The organism is Clostridium chromiireducens (assembly GCF_002029255.1).
GTDB classification, from domain to species: Bacteria; Bacillota; Clostridia; order Clostridiales; family Clostridiaceae; genus Clostridium; species Clostridium chromiireducens.
This window is the reverse complement of sequence record NZ_MZGT01000034.1, coordinates 16,481-38,266: the sequence shown is the minus strand read 5'-3', so window position 1 is coordinate 38,266 and position 21,786 is coordinate 16,481. Positions and strand designations below refer to the sequence as shown.

Below are 21,786 nucleotides of genomic sequence, written 5' to 3'. Positions count from 1 at the left end.
TATTTCAATGGAATATATAATCATAGCTTATAAGTAGTAGAGGTGGAGTTAAAAATGTTAAAAAATAATTTTGGAAATGATGAATTAAATAGTATTTACAATTCTATTAAATATATAGAAGCTTTCTTTGATAATGATATAGAAATTATGTTAACTGATAGAGAAAAGGTATTATATTATAAAGGGAGTAATGAGATAGATTTTAAAATAAAAGAAGGAGATGTTGCTGGAGATTTTGTGAAAAATGCTATGAAGAAAGGAAAACCAGTGGTTGAAGTGATTCCAAAAGAATTCTTAGGAGTGGCCTTTAAATCATATATGATTCCAATCAAAGACGATACTGATGGTATTATAGGTTCAATTGCAATAGGAAAAAGCTTAACTAAGAAAAATTCAGTAACTGATATTACAGATAATTTAATTCAGTCAGTGTCACAAATATCAACAGGAATAAACGATATTTCAGCCAGCTTTCAGGAGTTAGCAAGCATGAATTCAGAAATATTGATTAAAACAAATATTGCTAACGAAATGGCTTCTAACACTGATGAGATTGTTGGATTCATAAAAGGTATTTCTTCCCAAACAAATCTTTTGGGATTAAATGCAGCTATAGAGGCAGCAAGAGCAGGAGAACATGGGAAAGGGTTTAATGTTGTTGCAAAGGAAATTAGAAAATTATCTAATGAATCTCATAAATCTATAGGAACAATAGAAATGGTTATAAAAGATATATCAGATGCAATAAAAAAGATAAATGAGAAAGTATCGAATGTTGATAGTGTATCAGATAAACAATTAACAGCATTAGAGAAAATAACAGAGTCGATTGAAAACTTAAATTCCACTGCAAAGTTATTAGGGAAATTATCAGAAGAATTATAATGTATTTATATTAATAAAAGTTGCGCCATCACTGCATGTTTTTGATGTAAGTTTGTGACAAGCAATGATGGATCAACTTTTAATGAAGAAATGTCTGAAATTATTTTAAATTGCTTTTAATACCCAAGTAATACTTTGATAATCACCATATAAATCAGGAATAGTTATACCGCCATACATTAGTTCATCTCCGCCAAACACTCCATCTATATCAGAGATTGAATAATTTTTATCTGGATCTAATCCTCTTAAGCATAATCTTCTTATTGGCTCATTAGGAATTGCAAGAACTCTAAAATATGTTGCAAACGCTTCAGTTTTATCTTCAGATACAATTATCCAAGATGCTTCATTACTGTTAAATGGATTAAGCAGTCTATACATATCTCCAAATTGAATAAGTTCACGTAATTCCTTATATTCTTCTACTTGCTTTTTAACAGTTTCTTTTTCTTCTTTAGTAAACTTAGTAAGATCAAGTTCATATCCAAAGTTACCTGACATGGCAACATCGCCTCTCATTTTTAGAGAAGTGTTTCTGTGAACTTGATGATTTGGAACGGCCGATACATGTGATCCCATAGTACTTATAGGATAAACTAGACTTGTTCCATATTGAATTTTTAATCTTTCTACAGCATCGGTATCATCACTTGTCCAGATTTGAGGCATATAGTATAAAATGCCTGCATCAAATCTGCCGCCACCGCCAGAACAGCCTTCAAATAATATGTTTGGAAAATCTGTTGTAAGTTTCTCGTATATTTTGTACAATCCTAACATATATCTATGAGCAGTTTCTCTTTGTCTTTCTGGAGGAAGACATGGTGAACCTATTTCAGTCATATTTCTATTCATATCCCATTTTACATAACTAATATTAACAGTGCTCAAAATATTTGATAAGGAATTTATAATATAATCACATACCTCATCTCTCGAAAGATCTAATATTAATTGGTGTCTTCCTTGAGTTCGAGATCTATCAGGAACATGCAGGCACCAATCAGGATGTTTTCTATATAAGTCACTATCAGGGGATACCATTTCAGGTTCAAACCACAAACCGAATTGTAAACCTAAATTATTTATACGACTAGCCAAATATTCTAATCCATTAGGAAGTTTCTTTTTATCAACTACCCAATCGCCTAAGGAACAATTATCATTATCCCTTTTTCCAAACCAGCCGTCATCAAGAACAAAAAGTTCAATTCCAAGTTCTTGTGCAGCTTTTCCGATATCTTCAATTTTTTCAGCATTGAAATCAAAGTAAGTTGCTTCCCAGTTATTCACAAGAATAGGTCTTGTTTTATCTCTATATGCTCCCCTACATAGTCTTTTTCTGTATAGTTTATGGTAAGTTCTTGACATTTCACCTAAACCTTTTGAAGAATAAACCATTACAACTTCAGGTGTTTGAAAGCTTTCATTTGGACTAAGCAACCAAGAAAAATCAAATGGATTTATACCCATTGAAACTCTCGTGGTATTATATTGGTCAACTTCTGCTTGCGCTAAGAAATTACCACTATAGACTAGATTAAAACCATATACATCACCATATTCTTCATTTGCATCTTTGCTAAGCAGCGCAATAAATGGATTTTGATTATGACTGCTTGATCCACGTCTACTTTCCACAGATTGAGTCCCAATTATTAAAGGTGTTCTTTCAATATGTCTTTCTCTTGCCCAAGAACCATGAAGGTGTAGAAAATCATAATCAGAGTTGTTAAAATCTATACTCATACTTAGAACTCTTAGTAATTTTAAATTTTCACTACCGCAGTTTATAAAACGTACATTTCTTGTTACAGCATCATAATTTTCATAAGCTGTGTAAGATAAAATAACCTTCAATCCAATTAAAGAATCAAATAATGTTATTTCTAAAGTTTGGGCTTCAGCCTCATCTTCAACATAAGTTGCTGGAAGACCTTTTAATTCTGGTTTTCCATTTATGATTTTGTGTGACTCATATCTAAGATCAGTTATAGTTGACCCGTTTTCAAGCCGAATTGAATAAGCTGGAGTACGAAAATCACTAGTTCCATAAGAAGGGTATTCTTGTGGAAGGCTATCAAGGGAAAGCTTTAAGTCGCTAGGATTAGGGTTTGGAGAGAAGGAGCATCTTTCTTTTAGTGGTAATAAATTATTACAATTAAAATTTCTAAGCTTTCTTCCAAAGTAAAGATGTGATAGATATCCGTCTTCTTGAACATTAAGTATATAGCTAGTATTTTTAGTTGTTAGGTGAAAGGATTTTGCATTGTTATCATATATAATACTCATATTAATTCCTCCGGTTTAATAACAAATTTAATATTTGAAAAAGGTTTTCATCTAACTATAAGTATAGAGTTATTAGAAGAAAATGAAATGGAATAATCTAAGATTGTTATGGTATAATCTAAGAAATTAATTTCAGTGGTTAAAGAAAGTGGAGGGGATTTTAATGAATGAAGATATAAATATGACTGTACTTCCAACAGAAAATAGAGATGGACTTGATCTGGTAGTATACCAATACGGTATGGAAAAATGTAAGTCAGCGCATTCATTTGGGCCTGCAGTTAGGGATCACTATTTAATACATTTTATTATTAGTGGAAGTGGTGTATTTTATGTCAATGGAAAATCCTATAGTATAAAAGAAAATCAAGGATTTCTGATTTGTCCTGATGTTATTACATATTATGAAGCTGATGATGAAAAGCCCTGGACGTATGCATGGGTTGGATTTAAGGGCATAAAGGCTGAAAGCTATTTGAAATTAGCTGATCTTAGCCAAGAGAATCCCATTTTTATATGTGAGAACGGAGAATTTGCAAAGAAATGTTTTGAAGATATGATAAAAGCAACAGAACTTAAATACGCAAGAGAAATTAGACTTCAAGGACTACTAGAAGTATTTTTATCAGAACTCATTGAGGAAGCGGGAAAACATATTGATATAAGTAGTAATTACAAAGAATTATATATAAAAAAGAGTCTGCAGTTCGTTGAGACAAATTATTCAAGAAAATTCAGCATAGCTGAAATGGCTGATAACATAGGGCTTAACAAAAATTATTTTAGTTCCATTTTTAAAGAAAATATAGGAGTAACGCCTCAGCAGTATGTACTAAATTTTAGAATAAATAAAGCTTGTGAACTCATGAATAATTATTCATTAACCATAAGTGATATTTCTCGTTCAGTTGGATATGATGATACTTTGGGATTTTCTAAAATATTTAAAAAGGAAAAAGGAGTATCTCCTATAAATTATAGAAAAAAATCTAATTAACCAGTATTTAACACTTTATTTACATTAATTTACCTAATGGTAAAACTCTGTTAACTAAGAGCTAATATACTTAATTTGGTAATTAAAATGTAAATAAACATGAAGTTGATTAAAGATTGCTCTTCTGTTTATAAAAATGTCTATAAGTTTAAGCAGTTATAAATAAATTTAAGGGGTGTAATTAATGAACAAGACGGTGAAAAGAATATTAGGTTCAATGTTAGCATTAGCAATAGTATTAGGTACAGGCTATACAGTAAATAGCCAAATAAAACCTCAAGAAGTAAAAGCAGCATCAAGTTCAAGTTGGAATGGTAAAACTCCAAAGTATATTTTTATGTTTATTGGAGATGGTATGAGTTTTCCGCAAATACAGGCTGCGCAATATTATAAAGGTGTGCAGGCTCATGGCGCAATAGATGTAAAGAAAGGTAATTATCCAAATCCAGAAAAGTTGTCATTTATGAATTTCCCAGTAGCAGGAACAGTAACTACTTATGATTCAACATCAGTTTGTCCAGATTCAGCTTCAACAGCAACTTCACTTTCAACTGGTAAGAAAACATTAAGCAGTGTTATTAACATGGATGAAACAAAAACAAAGACCTATGAAACTATAACTGAAAAATTGAAAAAGCAGCTAGGATATAAAATTGGTATAGTATCATCAGTAAATATAGATCATGCAACTCCGGGGGCATATTATGCACATGTTCCATCAAGAGGAGATTATTACAATATGGGACTTCAACTTGTAGATTCAAACTTTGATTTTTTTGCAGGTGGAAAGTTCTTATCAGATGATTCAAAGGAAGTAAAAGAACAAGGGAAGACTAAAGTAGGGGAATTGGCTAAGGCAAAGGGGTATAAAGTAGTTAATACTAAAGCAGATATAGAAGCTTTAAAAAATGGTGAGAAAGCAATAGCTGTTTGTCCTGATGATGAAGTTGAGAAAGAAAGTGGAGCATTAAAATATAGTATAGATAGAACTGGAGATGAACTTTCACTTGCAGATTATACTAAAAAAGCTATAGATGTACTTAATAATGATAAAGGGTTTTTTATGATGGTTGAAGGAGGAAAGATTGACTGGGCTGGTCATGCTAATGATGCGGGATCAAATATTAATGATACACAAGCTTTTAGTGATTCAGTACAACAAGCAATTAATTTCTACAATGCGCATCCAGATGAAACCTTAATTTTAGTAACTGGAGACCATGAAACCGGTGGACTTACAATTGGATTTGCAGGAACTAATTACGATACTTATTTACAAAATTTATCAAATCAAAAAGAATCATATACTTCATTTGATAGAAAGATTGCAGAATACAGAGAAAAGAAGACCTCTTTTGATGATGCAATGAAAGACGTTGAAAAAAGCTTTGGGCTTAAAAGAGCAGGTTCAAGTGGAGAGTCAACAAAAGGTGGAATGGTATTAACTCAAGCAGAAGAAGCGAGAATAAAAGCTGCATATGACAAGAGCATGCTTCCAAAGGAAAGCAGAAAGCTAGATGAAAATGAAAATGTGCTATATGGAACATATGAACCATTTTCAGTAACATTAACTCACATATTAAATAATAAATCAGGAATTTCGTTTAGTTCATATTCACACACAGGTTTACCAGTTGCTATGATGGCAAAAGGAGTAGGACAAGATTTGTTTAGTGGATATTATGACAATACAAATGTATTTGATAAGCTTAAATCAATAACAAAAATACAATAATTTATTATACGAATATAAGGGAATTGAGTAAATGAGGGTTTTTAAAGCTATAAAGAGGGTATCACAGAGAATTCTATAATATGGGAAACATGGGTTGTATAGAGGATAAGCATTTAGTATGGCTTATTCTCTATATGTTGTTTATTCGCATAAATGTAAAGAGGAGGATTAAATGTTTAAGGATTTTAATAGACAAAATACGATTCCAATAATAATAACTTTATTAGGAATAATTTTTCTTTTGTTATTACCAAATCAATTTCCTGAAAATAAATATGAAAATACAGAAAGAGTAGCGGCAAAGGTTTTAAGTACTGATGAGAGTTTTATTAAAGAGACTGGCCTAATAAAAGTAGGAGAGCAGTTGTGTGATATAGAAATTCTTGAAGGGAAATTTAAAGGAAAGACTACTAGAGGAACTAATAGACTAGATGGATCCCTTGAACAAGATAAAATATTTCAAGCAGGAGATAAGATATTAGTTACCCTTGACTATACAGGTGATGAAATTAGAGTGGCTACACTTGTGGATCACTATAGACTTAACTATGAAATTTTGCTTGCTGCAATTTTTATAGTTGTACTTGTTGGATTTGCAGGAATAGTTGGAATAAAATCAATTTTATCATTTATATTCACAATTTTAGCGATCTGGAAAGTGCTGATTCCATCATTTTTGATGGGATATAATCCAGTAATAGTAGGGGGAATAACTACTACTATATTAATAATTACTATAATAGGATTAGTCTATGGAATAGATAAAAAATCTTTAGCTGCAATAATTGGTTCATTATCTGGAGCTTTTGTTACTTGCTTTATGGCACTATTTTTTGTGAGCAAATTCAAGATTCATGGTGCAGTAATGTCATATTCAGAATCTCTTTTGTATTCAGGATATGAGAATCTAAATCTTACACAAATATTTATAGCTAGTATATTTATAGCATCATGCGGGGCAGTTATGGATGTAGCAGTAGATATAACATCAGCAGTGGCTGAAGTAATAGAAAAAAAGCCTGATATTACAAGACTTGAAGCTATTAAATCTGGAGTTAATGTTGGAAGATCAATTATGGGAACAATGATGACAACACTTTTACTTGCATATTCAGGTGGATTTATTGGATTACTTATGGTATTTATGGCCCAAGGGACACCTATAATTAACATACTAAATTTAAAATACGTATCTTCTGAAATACTTCATACCTTAATAGGAAGCTTTGGTCTTGTAACGGTAGCTCCATTTACCGCAATAGCAAGCGGGATTTTATTAACTACAAAGATTGATGAGTGTGAAATTGTTGAGAGTACCGCAGAGGTTATAGAGAGTTAAATGATATCTAATAAAAACAGACATATTTTCAAACTGGAAGTAACGGAAAATAAATAGTATTATATTATTAGTATCAAATATATTAGGAGGATGTTATCATGAATGAGATTTTGCAGAACATAGTATCAAGAAGAAGTGTAAGAGACTTTAAAGAAGAACAAATAAAAGATGAAGAATTGAGGCTAATATTAGAAGCTGGAACATATGCACCAAGTGGTATGAATAAACAAAGCTGGCAATTCACTGTTGTTCAAAATAAGGAGAAAATAGAATTGCTTGCAAAGGTGATTAGGGAAGCTTTAGGAAGAGATGCAGGATATAATTTTTATGCACCTCCAACTTTAATTATGTTATCCAATGATAAGGATAATACAAATGGACTTGCAGATTGTGCGTGCGCTCTAGAAAATATATTTTTAATGGCAAATTCCTTAGGAATAGGGTCATGCTGGATTAACCAATTAAAGACTATTTGTGACAAAGAAGAAGTAAGAGAAGTGTTAACAGGCTTCGATATCCCAGAAAATCATATTGTTTGGGGAATGGCAGCAATCGGATATCCTAATAGTGCACCTAAGATTCATGAAAGAAAAGAGGGAGTTATCAAATTCATTAAATAATTATAGAAATAAACAGGTATCGAAAATTGAACGATATCTGTTTATTTTTTCATAAGTAAAGCAACAATAATTAATTTATGAATAATTTCGTTTTGAATTGAAAAATATAAATTTAAATGCGATAGGATTTTGTATATTACTAAGACTAGATAATGTGGATAATAGCATTAGAAAGATACATAAAAATATTTAAATTAAGTCTGTAAAAGAAAATTAAAAATTAAACAAAAGTTTTTTAGAAATATACAAAAAAGTGTTGACTATATAGTAATAGAAGAATATACTAATAACATAGTAAACAGATAAGAATTATAAGAGAAGGTTGAGGAGTGGTTACAATGTCAAAGATATATAAGAATTTAGCAGAATTAGTAGGTAGAACACCATTATTAGAGGTAGCAAACTATAGCGAAGGAAAAGATTTAAAAGCTACGGTATTAGCTAAATTAGAATATTTTAATCCAGCTGGAAGCGTTAAAGATAGAATTGCAAAAGCTATGATTGAAGATGCAGAAGCAAGAGGAGAATTAAAGCCTGGATCAGTAATAATCGAACCAACTAGTGGTAATACAGGAATAGGTATTGCATCTATTGGAACTGCAAAAGGATATAAGGTTATAATTGTTATGCCAGAAACAATGAGTGTAGAAAGACGTAGTCTTATAAAAGCTTATGGAGCTGAAATAGTTTTAACTGAAGGTGCTAAAGGAATGAAGGGAGCAATAGCTAAAGCAACTGAATTAGCTGAAGAAACTCCAAATTCATTTATACCTGGACAATTTGTTAACCCTGCTAATCCAGAAGTACACAGAAGTACAACTGGGCCTGAAATTTGGGAAGATACAGAAGGAAAAGTAGATATATTTGTAGCTGGTGTTGGTACTGGTGGAACTGTTACAGGAGTTGGAGAATACCTAAAATCTAAAAATCCAGACGTTAAAATTGTTGCAGTAGAACCAGCGGATTCTCCAGTATTATCAGAAGGTAAAGCAGGCCCACATAAAATACAAGGAATTGGTGCGGGATTTGTACCAGACGTTTTAAATACAAAAGTATATGATGAAATTATAAAAATTAAAACAGAAGAAGCATTCGGAGCAGCTAGAGAATTATCTAAGACAGAAGGATTACTTGTAGGTATTTCATCAGGAGCAGCAGCATACGCAGCAACAGAACTAGCAAAACGCCCAGAAAATGCAGGAAAAACAATAGTAGCACTATTACCAGACACAGGTGAACGTTACTTATCAACAGCATTATTTGAAGATAAATAAAAATATTGAAATATGAATTATGAACTCGACTCGCATAACAAAATTGTGAGTCTAGTTCTTTTTATGTTCAATATAAAGTAAAACTAATAAATTCAAGTATCAGTTAGTCCATAAGAGTGAATAGATTATATCTAAATTAGAAAAGATGGAATGTTACGGCTGTTACAGATCTGATAAAATAATATCTACTTATTAATATCGTTCAAGGTTTAATTGGGTAGTTATAGATAAACGAAACATGAATAGGAATCAAATTTTATCATAATAGAAAGAGAGTGTACTCTTTTACGCAGTGTTTCATTGAGAATATAGCTGTAGGTATTTCTTCAGTAAAAGTTGTTCCATTCTTGCTTGTCCTGAGCTTTGCCTCAGGAGCAAGCGGGAATGGTGACAACTTTTACTGTTAGAAATACACAGCTGTATTCTCCTGAAACCGAGTAACAGAGTACACTCTCTTTCGGTTGGTTATGAGTTATTTAATCATTATATATAACCCGTTTTCTTCTTTAGTAATCCTTGATTCTATTGATTTTAATATTTTCTTTGTTTCAAGGACAAATTTATCAATTCCTTCAGATAAAATTTTACTTTTAGTATTATAACCGTTTTTATAATCTGTAAATATTTCTGAAATATCACCCATCTCATTGATATATGAGTTAGCTAGATTTTTAAGTTTATCATCACTACTACTAAGTAACCTAGGGTATAGAAATTTATCTTCTGAGCCTAAATGAATTTTCAATTTACCAGCAAGCTTATTTATATGACTAGTTATATCTAAAAGATTTGACTCAATATTATTCTTATATATTAAATTAGTTATATATTCAATTTCTTCAAAAATACCTTTATGTTCTCTCATTAAATTATCTATATTCATAATTAACACCTCATTTATATATATCTTGATTATAGTATAAAAGTTATCAAACTAGATGTATGTAACAATAGTTACAATAAATGCTTAATTAAACAAATATAATTATTTGTGCATTTAGCAGGAATTATAATTTACTAATATACACTATGCACCAAATTATTGTGAAAAGCGCTCATATTATTTACTTTATTAGTATGATACTATTTATATAAAAAGGTGGGATATCTATGAATAAGTTAGAAACAAAAAAATCAAAGGAGTTATTTGAAGAAACTAAGAATTACTTAGTGGATGGTGTTGCTAGTTCATTTCAAAAATCTAAGTATGAAGAATATCCTATTTGTTTGGAAAGAGGAAATGGATCAAAAGTGTATGATGTGGATGGGAATGAATATATTGACTATATTGGTGCTTTTGGACCTGCACTTTTGGGGTATAGTCCTAATGTTATAAATAAGGCGGTTAGTGAACAGCTAGAAAAAGGCTCACATTTTGCAGCAACTACTCTTGATTTGTGCAGGCTGTCAAAAAAACTTACAGAAATTATACCATGTGCAGAGAAAGTATCTTTTCAAAGCTCAGGAACAGAAGCTAATATGCATGCCTTTAGAATTGCAAGAGCATATACAGGAAAGAAAAAAATTATTAAATTTGAGGGACAATATCACGGGTGGTCTGATGAGGAAAAGGTAACAATAGATGCAGATTACATAAATGAACTTGGACCAAGGGAAAATCCAAAAAAAATTCTACATTCTAAAGGTCAAAGAGGAGAAGCAGTTGATGACATAATAATTCTACCATGGAATGACCTAAAAATATTGGAGGATGTACTTAAAAGTAATTCTTCTGAAATTGCAGCAATAATTACAGAACCGATTATGTGTGATTCAGGTCCTATATTGCCTAAGAAGGGATATTTACAGGGGATTAGAGAATTATCAAAAAAATATAATGTTGTGTTAATTTTCGATGAGGTGATAACTGGCTTTAGAGTAGCTCTTGGTGGTGCACAAGAATATTATAGGATCACTCCAGACATTGCAGTATTTGCAAAAGCAGTAGCTTCAGGTTATCCATTATCAGTGGTTGCAGGGACAAAAGAAATCATGGAGTCTGGTGTACATGCGTCAGGTACATTTAATGCTAATCCAATATCAGTAGCAGCAGCTTTGGCTACAATAGAAACCTTGGAGAATAATGAAATTTATGATAGGTTCGATATATTGGGAAGAAAATTCACTGAAGGTTTAAGAGAATTAGGTGAAAAATATAATGTTAAATTATTTTCTGATAGGATAAGATCGATATGTATGCTGATATTTGGAATGAATTCTTCACCTAAGGACTTTAGAGATTACATTGAAAATGCAGATATAGAACTATATGAGAAATTTGTAAACAAAGCTAAAGAATATGGAGTTAGATTTACATCAAGAAGAGGTAGAATTTATCTCTCAACAGAACATAACGAAGATGATATTATAAGAACTTTAAAGGTTGTTGAACAAGTCTTCTATGAATTGTTCATAGTGCACTAAATTATTGTTTGATTCAATCATAGAATATATTTTTTTGATATGATACTATAGTTTTGACAAAGATGTCTTTATTATCAATAAAGGCATTTTTTTATTCTCATTATTAATTTTGGGAGTAAAGAAATGATGAGTAAAAAATCATATAATTTTTAATTGATATTTAACTAATAAGGAGGAATTAATAATGATATTTAATTATAATTTACCAATAAATCTGTTGTTCGGAAGAGGAAGAAGCAATGAAATAGGATCTGAAGTGGCTAAGTATGGAAAGAAAGCACTCATTGTAACTGGAAGAGGCAGTACAAAAAAAAGCGGATTACTTGATAAGACCATAAACTTATTAACCGAAGCAAAAGTCGAGTACGAAGTTTTTGATAAAGTCGAACAAAATCCACTTACAACAACGGTATATGAAGGTGTTGATATTATAAAAGAAACAGGATGTGATGTGGTTCTAGGACTTGGCGGTGGAAGTATTATGGATGCAGCTAAGAGTATAGCATTTTCAGCCAAAAATCCTGGAGATATATCAGAATATATCTTTGGAATAAAACAAGGAGGTGAGGCACTACCTATAGTTTTAGTCCCAACAACATGTGGAACAGGAAGTGAGGGAAACTGTTTCTCAGTTCTTACTAATCCTGAAACTAAAGATAAGAAATCTCTTAGGACCAATGTGATTATTGCAAAGGCGTCAATTATTGATCCAGAGCTTATGACTACAATGCCTAAAAGTATACTTGCATCTGTTGGGTTTGATGCATTAGCTCATAATATGGAAGCTTACGTATCTAAAATAGGACAACCATTAACGAGTATGCAATCTTTTTATGGAATAAAATTATTATCGGAGAATTTAATTAAAGTGTACAATGATCCAACAAATTTAGAGGCATGGGAAAATGTATCTTTAGCCAGTACCTTAGGGGGAATGGTAATAGGGGTAGCAGGAGTGACAGCACCACATGGTCTTGAGCATCCAGCAAGTGGACTTCATGATATTGTTCACGGAAAAGGTCTTGCAGCACTTACACCAATAATTGTTGAAGAATCTTGGCAAAGCGATATAGAAAAGTATAGTGATATCTCAAAATTATTAGGAGGTACTGATGCAAAGGATTGTGCAGATGCTATAAGAAGTTTCCTAGAAAAAATAGATTTAAAAGTAACTTTAGGTGAACTTGGTGTTAAGGAAAATGACATTAATTGGATGGCGGAAAATTGTATGAAGGTATCAAAACCAAGCATAGCAAATCATCCGAAGGAGTTTACTTTAGAAGAAATTAAAGATATTTATTACAAATCTTTATAAACATAAGATAGCCCAATTTATATAAGGGGTGGCTGAGGATGAGTGAATTTAGAGAATACAAGGTAAAAATAGTTGTAAAAAGCTCAAAATGTCATTTATATGAAGCAGGAGATGAAATATATTTAGATGGAGCTGTACTTAATAAAGAAAAATCAGCAAATGTATGTTTAACAGCAATAAGTGCTTTTTATCCATTTATATATGCAGCTAGAAAACGGGTGACAGCTGAGCAAATGGGATTTAATGAGTTGACATTTCAATGTCCAGATTGTCCGGAAACAGTGGAGTTTACTATAGTACAATATGAAGATGAATAATGTAGTTAGGTAGATTTTAATAAAATTAATCCACATATTAATAGAATAATATTTGATGCAATGGTGCACTGAAATGAAAATCAGTGCGCCTTTTTGTTTTGTTTAGTCTAGAAAAATATTTTATTTGGGAGGAATCACAATGAGTAAATCAAGTTTAAAAAAAGACAATTTAAGTATTATTGAAACAGTGGCATTATCAGTTGCTATTATAGCACCAACAGCAGCCATGGCATTAAACGTATCTTTAATGGCTCAAACAAGTGCATTTTCTGTACCACTTGTATTTCTAATTTCAACTATAGTGGTAGGATTGGTATCATATTCAATTATAAAATTTAATCATTATATATCAGCATCAGGTTCGCTTTATGCATTTACAAAAAAGTCACTAGGAGATAAAATGGGATTTACAGCAGGATGGGCACTATTGCTTGCATACATTACATTGGCAGGAGGTACCGCAGCTGGTTTTGGTAATTTCTTCTCTGGATTTTTAGCTGTATTTGGAATAAGCGTTAACTGGTTACCGATTTCGGTAGTAGCTTCAATTGCCATGATCATTTTAGGTATAATTGACGCAAAAATATGCAATAGAATTATTCTCGTAATAGAAGGTTTGTCAATATTTCTTATATTAGTTTTATCAGTTGTTATATTATTCAAGGTAGGTACTACAACAGGTTTAAGCGTAGTTCCATTTAAGACAAATGGTGTTGGGATATCGGCACTCGCATCAACTTCAGTATTTGCATTTCTTTCTTTCATAGGTTTCGAAAGTGCTTCAAGCTTAGGAGAAGAAACAAAGAACCCTAAAAAGTTTATACCAATAGCAATAATAAGTGCGGTATTTTTATCAGGGATATTTTATTTAGTGTGTAGCTATGCACAAGTTATTGGGTTTGGAGTTGATTCGCAAGGTCTTGAACAACTATCTTCAACTACTTTACCTCTAGCTGATTTATCTACTAAATATATGACAACAGGTTATGGAACAATATTAATTTTAGTAGCTGCATTTTCAAATTTCTCTTGTGCGCTTGGATCTTATTGTGCTGGATCAAGAATGTTATTTGCCCTTGGACGAGATGGAATAATGCCTAAGGCTATGATGAAACTTCATTCAAAGCATGATACTCCATATTTCGCGTTAATATTAATAATAATTATTTCAGATATAGTTCAAATTTCACTATATAAAAATGATGGGATTGAAGTGTTTGGATATTTGGCAACTATAGGATCTTTAGCTATACTTGTTTCATATATATTTACAAGTGTAGGAGCTATGGTTTACTTTACTAAAAATAAAATTTGGAGTAAAGTACATTTAATAGTACCAATAGTATCAATTGCAGCGTTGTTATATGTACTTTATTCAAATATATATCCTATTCCAGCATTTCCAAGCAACTTGTTCCCATATATAGTGTTAGGATGGATAGTTATAGGTTTTGTGATTAGTAATATATTTGGAAAAAGAATAAAGGAAATTAGTGAAGAAAATATTAAAGATACTAATGAAGGAATCGTTGAAGAAAGTCCAAATTACGTATTAGAATAGAGGGATATATAATGAAAATAAAAGTATCGTGCGTTCAAATGGAACCTAAATTAGGTGATGTTAAATATAATTTAGAGAAGATGGTAAGTTTTATTACTGAAGTTATGGAAAAAGATAATGAAACAGATTTAATAGTATTTCCTGAGTTAATAACCTCTGGATATGAATGTGGCAGCGAGTTTCAAAATTTAGCGGAAACAGTAGAGGATAGCCAGAGCATAAAAGTAATAAGTGAGCTGGCTAGGAAATTCAATACTAACATAGTATATGGATTCCCAGAAAGGGATGCTGTTTTAACAGATATTCTTTATAATTCATCTGTTTGTATCGATAATAAAGGAAATATAGCAGGAGTATATAGAAAAGTACACCTTTTTGATACTGAGAAAACGTACTTTAGGGCTGGGTGTGAGTTTCCGATTTTTAATACATCATTTGGAAAAGTTGGTGTAATGATTTGTTGGGATACAGCATTTCCAGAGGTTGCAAGAACTTATTGTTTAAAAGGAGCCGAACTTCTTATTGTCAGCACTAATTGGGAAAAACCTTATTCTGATGATTGGGATTTAGTAACAAGATCAAGAGCTTTTGATAACTGTATGTATTTAGTGGCAGCAAATAGAGTTGGATATGATAAAGAATTGGGATTCTTTGGACATAGTAAAATTATAGATCCTGTTGGAAGGCCCATAAGAGAATTAAATGAAGAGATAGAAGGTATAATTTCAGCTGAAATAGATTTAGAACTACCGAAAAAGATGAAATCTGATTATTATACAATGTTTAAAGATAGAAGACCAGAATTATATGGTGAGATAGTAAAGAACTATTAATCTATATGGGAAAATATGAAGTTTAGTTAACGCGTCTCATAAGTGTTTATGAGACGTTTGTTATTTATTGTTAATGAAGGTATGTCTGTAGTGGGAAATTTTGAAAAGAGGTTATAGTTGCGAAGTGTAGTTGCTTTCATAGAACATAATAATAGTGAGGAATATTTTCATAATAAATAACTTGTGCACAGTGCACTTAAATATTGTTATTAAAGATAATAGACTTATAGATTAAAATGTGATAATATACATACAAGTAAAGAAGTTCTTCAAGTGGCATAGATATTTGATTTAGTCAAACAGATTTTAATTTTATGAAATCAATGAAGAGGAATAAAACTTAAGATTAAATATTATGCAGACTGCACAAAAAAAATGTTACTTGTGATCATAGAAAGTACCAAAATTTCATGATAAGATAATTCTAACATAAAACAAAATAATAAGATTATAGTAAATGCAAAGGCGCACTGAAATTAAAACAGTGCGCTTTTTTATATTTCAATTTAATAGGAATTAGGAGTTGAGAGTATGTATAAAGTTTCTGGATTGTCAAAGAAATATGGAGAGCTAGAAGTATTAAAAGATATCAGCGTAGATATAAAAGAAGGCGAAGTAGTTTGTATTATAGGACCATCTGGTTCTGGAAAAAGTACTTTTCTAAGGTGTTTAAATTTATTTGAAACCCCAACTGGTGGAGAAATGTATTATAACGGGAGAGTTGTCACAGATAAGAGTACAGATATTAGATCACTTAGAGAAGAAGTGGGTATGGTATTTCAAAAGTTTAATTTATTTCCACTACATACAGTAATAGAAAATGTCATGTTAGCACCTATTCTTACAAAAAAGAAAAATAGGAAAGAGGCAGAAGAAATAGCATATGAACTTCTTAAAAAGGTTGGCCTGCATGAAAAAGCAGACGTATATCCTAAGACCTTATCAGGGGGTCAGCAACAAAGGGTTGCTATAGCAAGAGCACTAGCAATGGAACCTAAAATGCTTTTGTTTGATGAACCAACATCAGCTTTAGATCCAGAATTAGTTGGAGATGTATTGGATGTTATGAAGCAATTAGCAAAGGATGGCATGACAATGATAGTTGTAACTCATGAAATGGGATTTGCTAGAGATGTATCAGATAGAGTTATATTTATGGACAAGGGATACATTGTTGAAGAAGGAGCACCAAAAGAGATTTTTTCAAATCCTAAGAATGAAAGAACAAAAGAATTCTTATCTAGAGTTCTAAATTAAATATTAATGGTAATAAGCTTAGGCTTCAAAAGAAAGAATAAATAATTATGAAAAGGGGAATGTAATATGAAAAAAATATGTAAAAAACTATTAGCTTTAATGATTGTCGTAATAAGTTGTGTTGGATTTATGATGGGATGCGGTTCTGGGGGATCTAGTAGTACTTCAGCAGCGCCAAGTGGTGATAAAGCAAAGGATACATTAGCAGCAGCTAAGGAAAAAGGGGTATTAACAGTTGCTTCATCAAATGATGCTCCATTTGCTTTTATAGACGCTAAAACAAATGAATTTACTGGAATTGATGCAGAAATAATAACAGAAGTTGCAAAAAGACTTGGAATTAATAAAGTTGAAATGAAACAAATACCATTTGAAAACTTATTAGTTGAATTAAACAACAATAGCGTAGATATGGTAACAGACGGAATGTATGTTAAAGATGAACGTAAAAAATTAGCATTATTTACAAACATATGGTACAAAGAAGGCGAGGCTGTTGTTATACCTAAGAACTCTAAGATTGCTAGCAAAGATGACTTAAAGGATGCAGTAATAGGTGGACAAAAAGGAACAGCGTTCTTAGAAACTGCACAAAAATGGCAACAAGCAGGATTAGTTAAAGATGTTAAAGTATTTGGAAGTCAATCTGAATTAATGTTAGCAGTAAATACAGGTAAAGTAGACGCATGTATAACTGACGGTATGGTTGCAGGGTATACATTATCTCAAGACAGCAGTCTTAGCTTAAAAATCCTATCTCCATATAAAGCTGAAGCATCTGGAATGGTAGCAGCTGCTGTTAGAAAAAATGATAAGGCTTTAGCAGATGCAGTTAATGAGAAACTTGATGAGATGAAAAAAGATGGAACAATTCTTAAGCTTCTTCAAAAGTATGGAATGAATGAAGACTATGTTGTTTCAGTAGAAGATGGTCATATTTCAGATAAATAATATAATCTACTAAAAAGAATCCTTACGGATTCTTTTTAGAAAAGGAGGAAGAAGTATATGGACATATTATCTAACTTAGATTTCAGTACTGCATTTAAGTTTTTAGTACCTTCACTAGAAGCTGGTCTTTGGGTTGTAATACAGGCGACAGTTTTTGGTTTTTTATTAGCAATAGTTTTAGGATTGTTTATTGCAATTGGACGTATTAGTAAAATAAAAGCTCTAAGAGGGATTTTAGTAGTATTTTTAGAATTTATTAGAGGGACACCTCTACTAGTTCAATTGGTGTATATGTATTATGTAGTACCACTTATATTGTCAATGATAATACAAATTTGGAATCCAGGATATCAGTTTAAAATAAGTTCATTAGTTGCAGGAACAATAGGTCTTGGAGTTAATTATGGCTGTTATATTTCGGAAGTAATCCGTTCATCAATATTATCAATAGAAGGTGGACAAACAGAAGCAGCTTTAGCACTTGGACTTACAAATAAACAAGCTTTATTTAGAATAGTAATACCTCAAGCATTACGTAATGTAATACCTGTGTTCGGAAACTATTTAGTAATGATGTTAAAAGATACATCACTACTTGCATACGTATCAGTTAGTGAATTGTTATTACGTACTCAAAGTTATGCGTCACAATCATTTTTAACTATTGAATCATACACAATTCTAGCAGGATTTTATTTAATATTAAGTTTACCACTTGCTCAATTAGTGAAACTAGTAGAAAAGAAAATGCTTAAATTCAGCTAGTTAAGTTGAATTTTAGTGTAATAAGTTAAATGGTATTTGATAAATTATTATCTTTCGCAGATATTATTGAAAATATATAATTAGAAATTTACTGATTTGATGAAAACTTTTGCTAGTACTTCTTGATAAGAAATGAACATACATCTATTTTGGATTTGTTATCACAAAAAATAACCAATTCACTACATGGCCTATTAAACAAACATATTTACAAATTTGCTAAAAATTTATGTTGATATCTTCACTAGAAATTATAAATATTTATGTAGCAACGAGGGGAACTCATCGAGTAGTAGCTTATTGGACAAGAATATTTATAATTTCGGCAAGTTATCATATAAGATTAAGTTACATGTTGTTTATTTATTATTTTTACAGAGTTAAAAATAATTCTTTTTTTATAACAAGATATATGATAAAAATATAGTAAGCAAACGCAAATTCTTAAATAAACTAAGTGTAAAGGTGGATGTTATGTCAATTTCAGTAAAAGATATACTTAAATTAGATTCCTTAAAAAAAATCAATCTGGTTGGAGGAGAGAACGGTTTAGAAAAGTGTATAGAATGGATATATGTAGCAGAGTGTTTCGAGAATCCACTAGAAGGAATTAAATGGCTTCAAGGTGGAGAAATTATTTTTATAACTGGTGTTGGAATTAAGGACAATACAAGTTTATTATTAGATCTTATTAGAGGAATCAATGAAAAAAATGGAGCCGGCTTAATAGTGAATATAGGACCATATATAAAAAGTATATCTGACGAAGCAATTAAACTTGCAGATGAACTTGAAATTCCACTATTCACATTACCATGGGAAGTTAAATTGGTTGAGGTTTCAAGAGAAATTAGTAATGCTATTGTTTTGTCACGTATTGAAGAAAATTCTCTAACCCACTTCTTAAGCAATATTCTCTTTGGAGATGGAGAATTAGAAGGCGATGCTATTCAAAAAGCAGCATATTTTGGATATAACCTATCAGGTGAATGCTGTATTTGTGTCATAGATATAGATGGGTTTGAAAGGTACCTGAAGTTTAAGCATTTAGATGATGAAATAAGTATATCTAAAATTAAGATTACTTTTAGAAAAATTGTACAGGATATATTAGAAAAACATGCACTTAAAGTACCTATCATTGACAAAGATGATGCAGTTATTTTCTTTACAAGATCAGAAGAAAATTGTATGACTAGAGTTGACAAGGCGTTAAAAGAAATACAAGAAGTTATAAAAAAACGTATGGACGGTCTTTCTGTAAGTATCGGTGTAGGTAATTCTTATAAGGATTTGAAAATGATGAAGCAATCATTTAATGAAGCTGAATTAGCTATAGATAGTGCTAAGTGCCAAGGCCTAGATGATACAATCACTAGATATAAAGATATAGGAATTTATGGACTTATTTTTAGTATAAAAAATAGAAGCACCCTAGAAAATTATTTTTTTGATGTTTTAGGACCAATAATTAATAATGATAATAAAAGTAAAGATAGTAATTTAGTTGAGATATTAGATACGTATTTAAATGAGAATTGTAATATTACTGCAACAGCAGAAAAGTTATTTCTACATAGAAATACTCTTAAATACAAAATTAAGAAAATAGAAGAACTTCTAGATTGTGATCTTCATAATTTTAATGATTGCATTAAAGTAAAAATGGCTTTGTATATTAATACAGTCATAAAGTAGGACTAAATAAGAAATAGACAACGTAGTCTATCACATTTTATGTGATAGGCTTTTTTATTATATAAGGGATAGGAGGGAATGATATGTCAATTTTAGTAAAAGATATTTTAAAATTAAGCACTCTTAAAAATATGGAACTAATAGCAGGAGATTCGGGTATAGAAAAATGTATAGAATGGATATACGTATCAGAGTGCCTTGAAGATCCCTTGGAAGGTATAAAATGGCTGCAAGGTGGAGAAATAGTCATTATTACTGGAGTAGGAATAAGGAAAGATATTAGCGTTTTAACAAAACTCATTGAAGGAATAAGTGAAAAAAATGGAGTAGGTCTTATTATAAATATCGGAAAATATATAAAAGAAGTACCTAGCCAAGCTATTGAGATTGCAGATAGATTAGGTATGCCTCTACTTACATTGCCGTGGGAAGTAAAACTGGTTGAAGTTTCAAAAGAGATAAGCAATGCAGTTATATTAGCACGTATTGAAGAAAAATTTATGAATGATTTTCTAAATAATATATTATTTAGTCAGATGGATTTCGCAGTAGATATTAAGGCTAAAGCTAATTACTTTGGCTATAATTTACAAGGAAAATGTTATATATGTATTATAAAGATTGATGGAATTAAGAAAATTCAACAATCAAAAAATGTATATGATGAAATAAGCATATCTCGAACAAAATTAAAACTTAGAAAAATAGTTCAGGATATTTTAGAAAAGTATTCATTAAAAGTTCCTATTATTGATAATGATAATGAGATTATATTTCTCAACAGATCTGAAGAAAACTCTGCGAATAGATTAGAGAAAGCACTAAGAGAAGTGCAAGAAATAATCATAAAACGTATAGATGGAATATCGGTAAATATAGGGATTGGAAATAGCTATGAAGATTTAAGTATGATGAGGCAATCATTTAGCGAGGCTAAAATGGTCATCGAAAGCCTAAAATATGAGGAAACTAATAATGAAATTAGAAAATATAATGATATTGGAGTATATGGTTTAATATTTAGTATTCAAAACAAAGATGTACTGAGCAATTACTATAAACAAATATTAGGCCCAATTATAGAGAAGCCTAAAAAAGATAAAGAAATTAGTTCTATAAGAATCTTAGATACGTACTTAAGTGAAAATTGTAATTTATCTGTAGCAGCAGAAAAATTGTATTTGCATAGAAATACGCTGACATATCGCATAAAAAAGATAGAAGAATCATTAAAGTGTGATCTTCATAACTTTGAAGATTGCCTTAAAATAAAGATGGCATTATATATTGGTAATGTACTATGAACAAAAAGTTGGTCATTGTGAACAAAAATGGAGTAAGCCTTTAAAATAGAGAGTTAAAGGGATACTCTATTTTTGTTTGTATGAATATGTTATGTTAAAATAATTAATTCTAGAATGAATTTAATTTGTAATTTTACGGAATATGCCTGTTTAATGAGATTTCAGGTCTTATAAATAGTGATTTGAAATTAAAGACTGTTAAGGTTTTGGTCAAAA

The 21,786-nt window shown here is 30.8% G+C and carries 18 protein-coding genes; 16 read left to right on the top strand and 2 right to left on the bottom strand.

Features of this window, described 5'->3' with window-relative positions:
* Positions 1-54 precede the first annotated feature (54 nt).
* Complete coding sequence (locus CLCHR_RS13385; RefSeq protein ID WP_079440334.1) at positions 55-885, top strand: methyl-accepting chemotaxis protein; 831 nt, start codon at positions 55-57, stop codon at positions 883-885.
* 105 nt (positions 886-990) lie between these two features.
* Here the strand turns inward: CLCHR_RS13385 and CLCHR_RS13380 are convergent, their stop codons facing one another.
* Positions 991-3,180, bottom strand: a complete 2,190-nt coding sequence (locus CLCHR_RS13380; protein WP_079440333.1) for an alpha-galactosidase — start codon at positions 3,178-3,180, stop codon at positions 991-993.
* 163 nt (positions 3,181-3,343) lie between these two features.
* On the opposite strand from CLCHR_RS13380, the gene CLCHR_RS13375 reads away from it, so the two are divergent.
* The 5 genes from CLCHR_RS13375 to cysK all read left to right on the top strand — a co-directional run bounded on the left by CLCHR_RS13375 (position 3,344) and on the right by cysK (position 9,145).
* Complete coding sequence (locus tag CLCHR_RS13375; RefSeq protein ID WP_079440332.1) at positions 3,344-4,177, top strand: AraC family transcriptional regulator; 834 nt, start codon at positions 3,344-3,346, stop codon at positions 4,175-4,177.
* A 184-nt stretch (positions 4,178-4,361) separates the two neighbouring features.
* A complete protein-coding gene (locus CLCHR_RS13370; RefSeq protein WP_079440331.1) occupies positions 4,362-5,912 on the top strand; it encodes an alkaline phosphatase in 1,551 nt (516 codons plus the stop codon).
* A gap of 172 nt (positions 5,913-6,084) precedes the next feature.
* Positions 6,085-7,251: a YibE/F family protein gene (locus CLCHR_RS13365; protein ID WP_079440330.1), complete on the top strand. Its 1,167-nt coding sequence runs from the start codon at positions 6,085-6,087 to the stop codon at positions 7,249-7,251.
* A 98-nt stretch (positions 7,252-7,349) separates the two neighbouring features.
* Positions 7,350-7,871 (top strand): nitroreductase family protein, encoded by a 522-nt coding sequence (locus CLCHR_RS13360; protein WP_079440329.1) that lies wholly within the window; start codon positions 7,350-7,352, stop codon positions 7,869-7,871.
* Positions 7,872-8,209: 338 nt separating this feature from the next.
* Positions 8,210-9,145: a cysteine synthase A gene (cysK, locus tag CLCHR_RS13355; RefSeq protein WP_079440328.1), complete on the top strand. Its 936-nt coding sequence runs from the start codon at positions 8,210-8,212 to the stop codon at positions 9,143-9,145.
* Between the two features lie 472 nt (positions 9,146-9,617).
* On the opposite strand, the gene CLCHR_RS13350 is transcribed toward cysK, so the two are convergent.
* A complete protein-coding gene (locus CLCHR_RS13350) occupies positions 9,618-10,028 on the bottom strand; it encodes a hemerythrin domain-containing protein (protein WP_079440327.1) in 411 nt (136 codons plus the stop codon).
* A 227-nt stretch (positions 10,029-10,255) separates the two neighbouring features.
* Between CLCHR_RS13350 and CLCHR_RS13345 the strand changes: the two genes are divergently transcribed.
* The 10 genes from CLCHR_RS13345 (at position 10,256) to CLCHR_RS13300 (ending at position 21,570) form a co-directional block, all read left to right on the top strand.
* Entirely contained in the window at positions 10,256-11,569 is a 1,314-nt protein-coding gene (locus CLCHR_RS13345; protein WP_139376238.1) for an aspartate aminotransferase family protein, read from the top strand.
* 184 nt (positions 11,570-11,753) lie between these two features.
* On the top strand, positions 11,754-12,884 hold the full coding sequence (locus tag CLCHR_RS13340) for an iron-containing alcohol dehydrogenase (RefSeq protein ID WP_079440326.1): 1,131 nt from the start codon (positions 11,754-11,756) through the stop codon (positions 12,882-12,884).
* A 38-nt stretch (positions 12,885-12,922) separates the two neighbouring features.
* Positions 12,923-13,201: a TIGR04076 family protein gene (locus CLCHR_RS13335; RefSeq protein WP_079440325.1), complete on the top strand. Its 279-nt coding sequence runs from the start codon at positions 12,923-12,925 to the stop codon at positions 13,199-13,201.
* Between the two features lie 139 nt (positions 13,202-13,340).
* Positions 13,341-14,762 carry an APC family permease gene (locus tag CLCHR_RS13330; protein ID WP_079440324.1) on the top strand — a complete coding sequence of 474 codons (1,422 nt, stop codon included), beginning with the start codon at positions 13,341-13,343 and terminating at the stop codon, positions 14,760-14,762.
* A gap of 11 nt (positions 14,763-14,773) precedes the next feature.
* Positions 14,774-15,595, top strand: a complete 822-nt coding sequence (locus tag CLCHR_RS13325; RefSeq protein WP_079440323.1) for a carbon-nitrogen hydrolase family protein — start codon at positions 14,774-14,776, stop codon at positions 15,593-15,595.
* A 531-nt stretch (positions 15,596-16,126) separates the two neighbouring features.
* On the top strand, positions 16,127-16,852 hold the full coding sequence (locus CLCHR_RS13320; protein ID WP_079440322.1) for an amino acid ABC transporter ATP-binding protein: 726 nt from the start codon (positions 16,127-16,129) through the stop codon (positions 16,850-16,852).
* 66 nt (positions 16,853-16,918) lie between these two features.
* Complete coding sequence (locus tag CLCHR_RS13315; protein WP_079440321.1) at positions 16,919-17,803, top strand: substrate-binding periplasmic protein; 885 nt, start codon at positions 16,919-16,921, stop codon at positions 17,801-17,803.
* A 57-nt stretch (positions 17,804-17,860) separates the two neighbouring features.
* The gene (locus CLCHR_RS13310; RefSeq protein WP_079440320.1) at positions 17,861-18,568 is read left to right on the top strand and encodes an amino acid ABC transporter permease; all 708 of its coding nucleotides are present in this window, start codon (positions 17,861-17,863) and stop codon (positions 18,566-18,568) included.
* Between the two features lie 474 nt (positions 18,569-19,042).
* Positions 19,043-20,266, top strand: a complete 1,224-nt coding sequence (locus CLCHR_RS13305) for a PucR family transcriptional regulator (protein ID WP_079440319.1) — start codon at positions 19,043-19,045, stop codon at positions 20,264-20,266.
* A gap of 83 nt (positions 20,267-20,349) precedes the next feature.
* Positions 20,350-21,570 (top strand): PucR family transcriptional regulator, encoded by a 1,221-nt coding sequence (locus CLCHR_RS13300; RefSeq protein ID WP_079440318.1) that lies wholly within the window; start codon positions 20,350-20,352, stop codon positions 21,568-21,570.
* The last annotated feature ends 216 nt before the right edge of the window (positions 21,571-21,786 follow it).

Coding starts and splice junctions, on each gene's coding strand:
- CLCHR_RS13385 (WP_079440334.1), top strand. CDS start 55: ATGTTAAAAAATAATTTTGGAAATGATGAATTAAATAGTATTTACAAT.
- CLCHR_RS13380 (WP_079440333.1), bottom strand. CDS start 3,180: ATGAGTATTATATATGATAACAATGCAAAATCCTTTCACCTAACAACT.
- CLCHR_RS13375 (WP_079440332.1), top strand. CDS start 3,344: ATGAATGAAGATATAAATATGACTGTACTTCCAACAGAAAATAGAGAT.
- CLCHR_RS13370 (WP_079440331.1), top strand. CDS start 4,362: ATGAACAAGACGGTGAAAAGAATATTAGGTTCAATGTTAGCATTAGCA.
- CLCHR_RS13365 (WP_079440330.1), top strand. CDS start 6,085: ATGTTTAAGGATTTTAATAGACAAAATACGATTCCAATAATAATAACT.
- CLCHR_RS13360 (WP_079440329.1), top strand. CDS start 7,350: ATGAATGAGATTTTGCAGAACATAGTATCAAGAAGAAGTGTAAGAGAC.
- cysK (WP_079440328.1), top strand. CDS start 8,210: ATGTCAAAGATATATAAGAATTTAGCAGAATTAGTAGGTAGAACACCA.
- CLCHR_RS13350 (WP_079440327.1), bottom strand. CDS start 10,028: ATGAATATAGATAATTTAATGAGAGAACATAAAGGTATTTTTGAAGAA.
- CLCHR_RS13345 (WP_139376238.1), top strand. CDS start 10,256: ATGAATAAGTTAGAAACAAAAAAATCAAAGGAGTTATTTGAAGAAACT.
- CLCHR_RS13340 (WP_079440326.1), top strand. CDS start 11,754: ATGATATTTAATTATAATTTACCAATAAATCTGTTGTTCGGAAGAGGA.
- CLCHR_RS13335 (WP_079440325.1), top strand. CDS start 12,923: ATGAGTGAATTTAGAGAATACAAGGTAAAAATAGTTGTAAAAAGCTCA.
- CLCHR_RS13330 (WP_079440324.1), top strand. CDS start 13,341: ATGAGTAAATCAAGTTTAAAAAAAGACAATTTAAGTATTATTGAAACA.
- CLCHR_RS13325 (WP_079440323.1), top strand. CDS start 14,774: ATGAAAATAAAAGTATCGTGCGTTCAAATGGAACCTAAATTAGGTGAT.
- CLCHR_RS13320 (WP_079440322.1), top strand. CDS start 16,127: ATGTATAAAGTTTCTGGATTGTCAAAGAAATATGGAGAGCTAGAAGTA.
- CLCHR_RS13315 (WP_079440321.1), top strand. CDS start 16,919: ATGAAAAAAATATGTAAAAAACTATTAGCTTTAATGATTGTCGTAATA.
- CLCHR_RS13310 (WP_079440320.1), top strand. CDS start 17,861: ATGGACATATTATCTAACTTAGATTTCAGTACTGCATTTAAGTTTTTA.
- CLCHR_RS13305 (WP_079440319.1), top strand. CDS start 19,043: ATGTCAATTTCAGTAAAAGATATACTTAAATTAGATTCCTTAAAAAAA.
- CLCHR_RS13300 (WP_079440318.1), top strand. CDS start 20,350: ATGTCAATTTTAGTAAAAGATATTTTAAAATTAAGCACTCTTAAAAAT.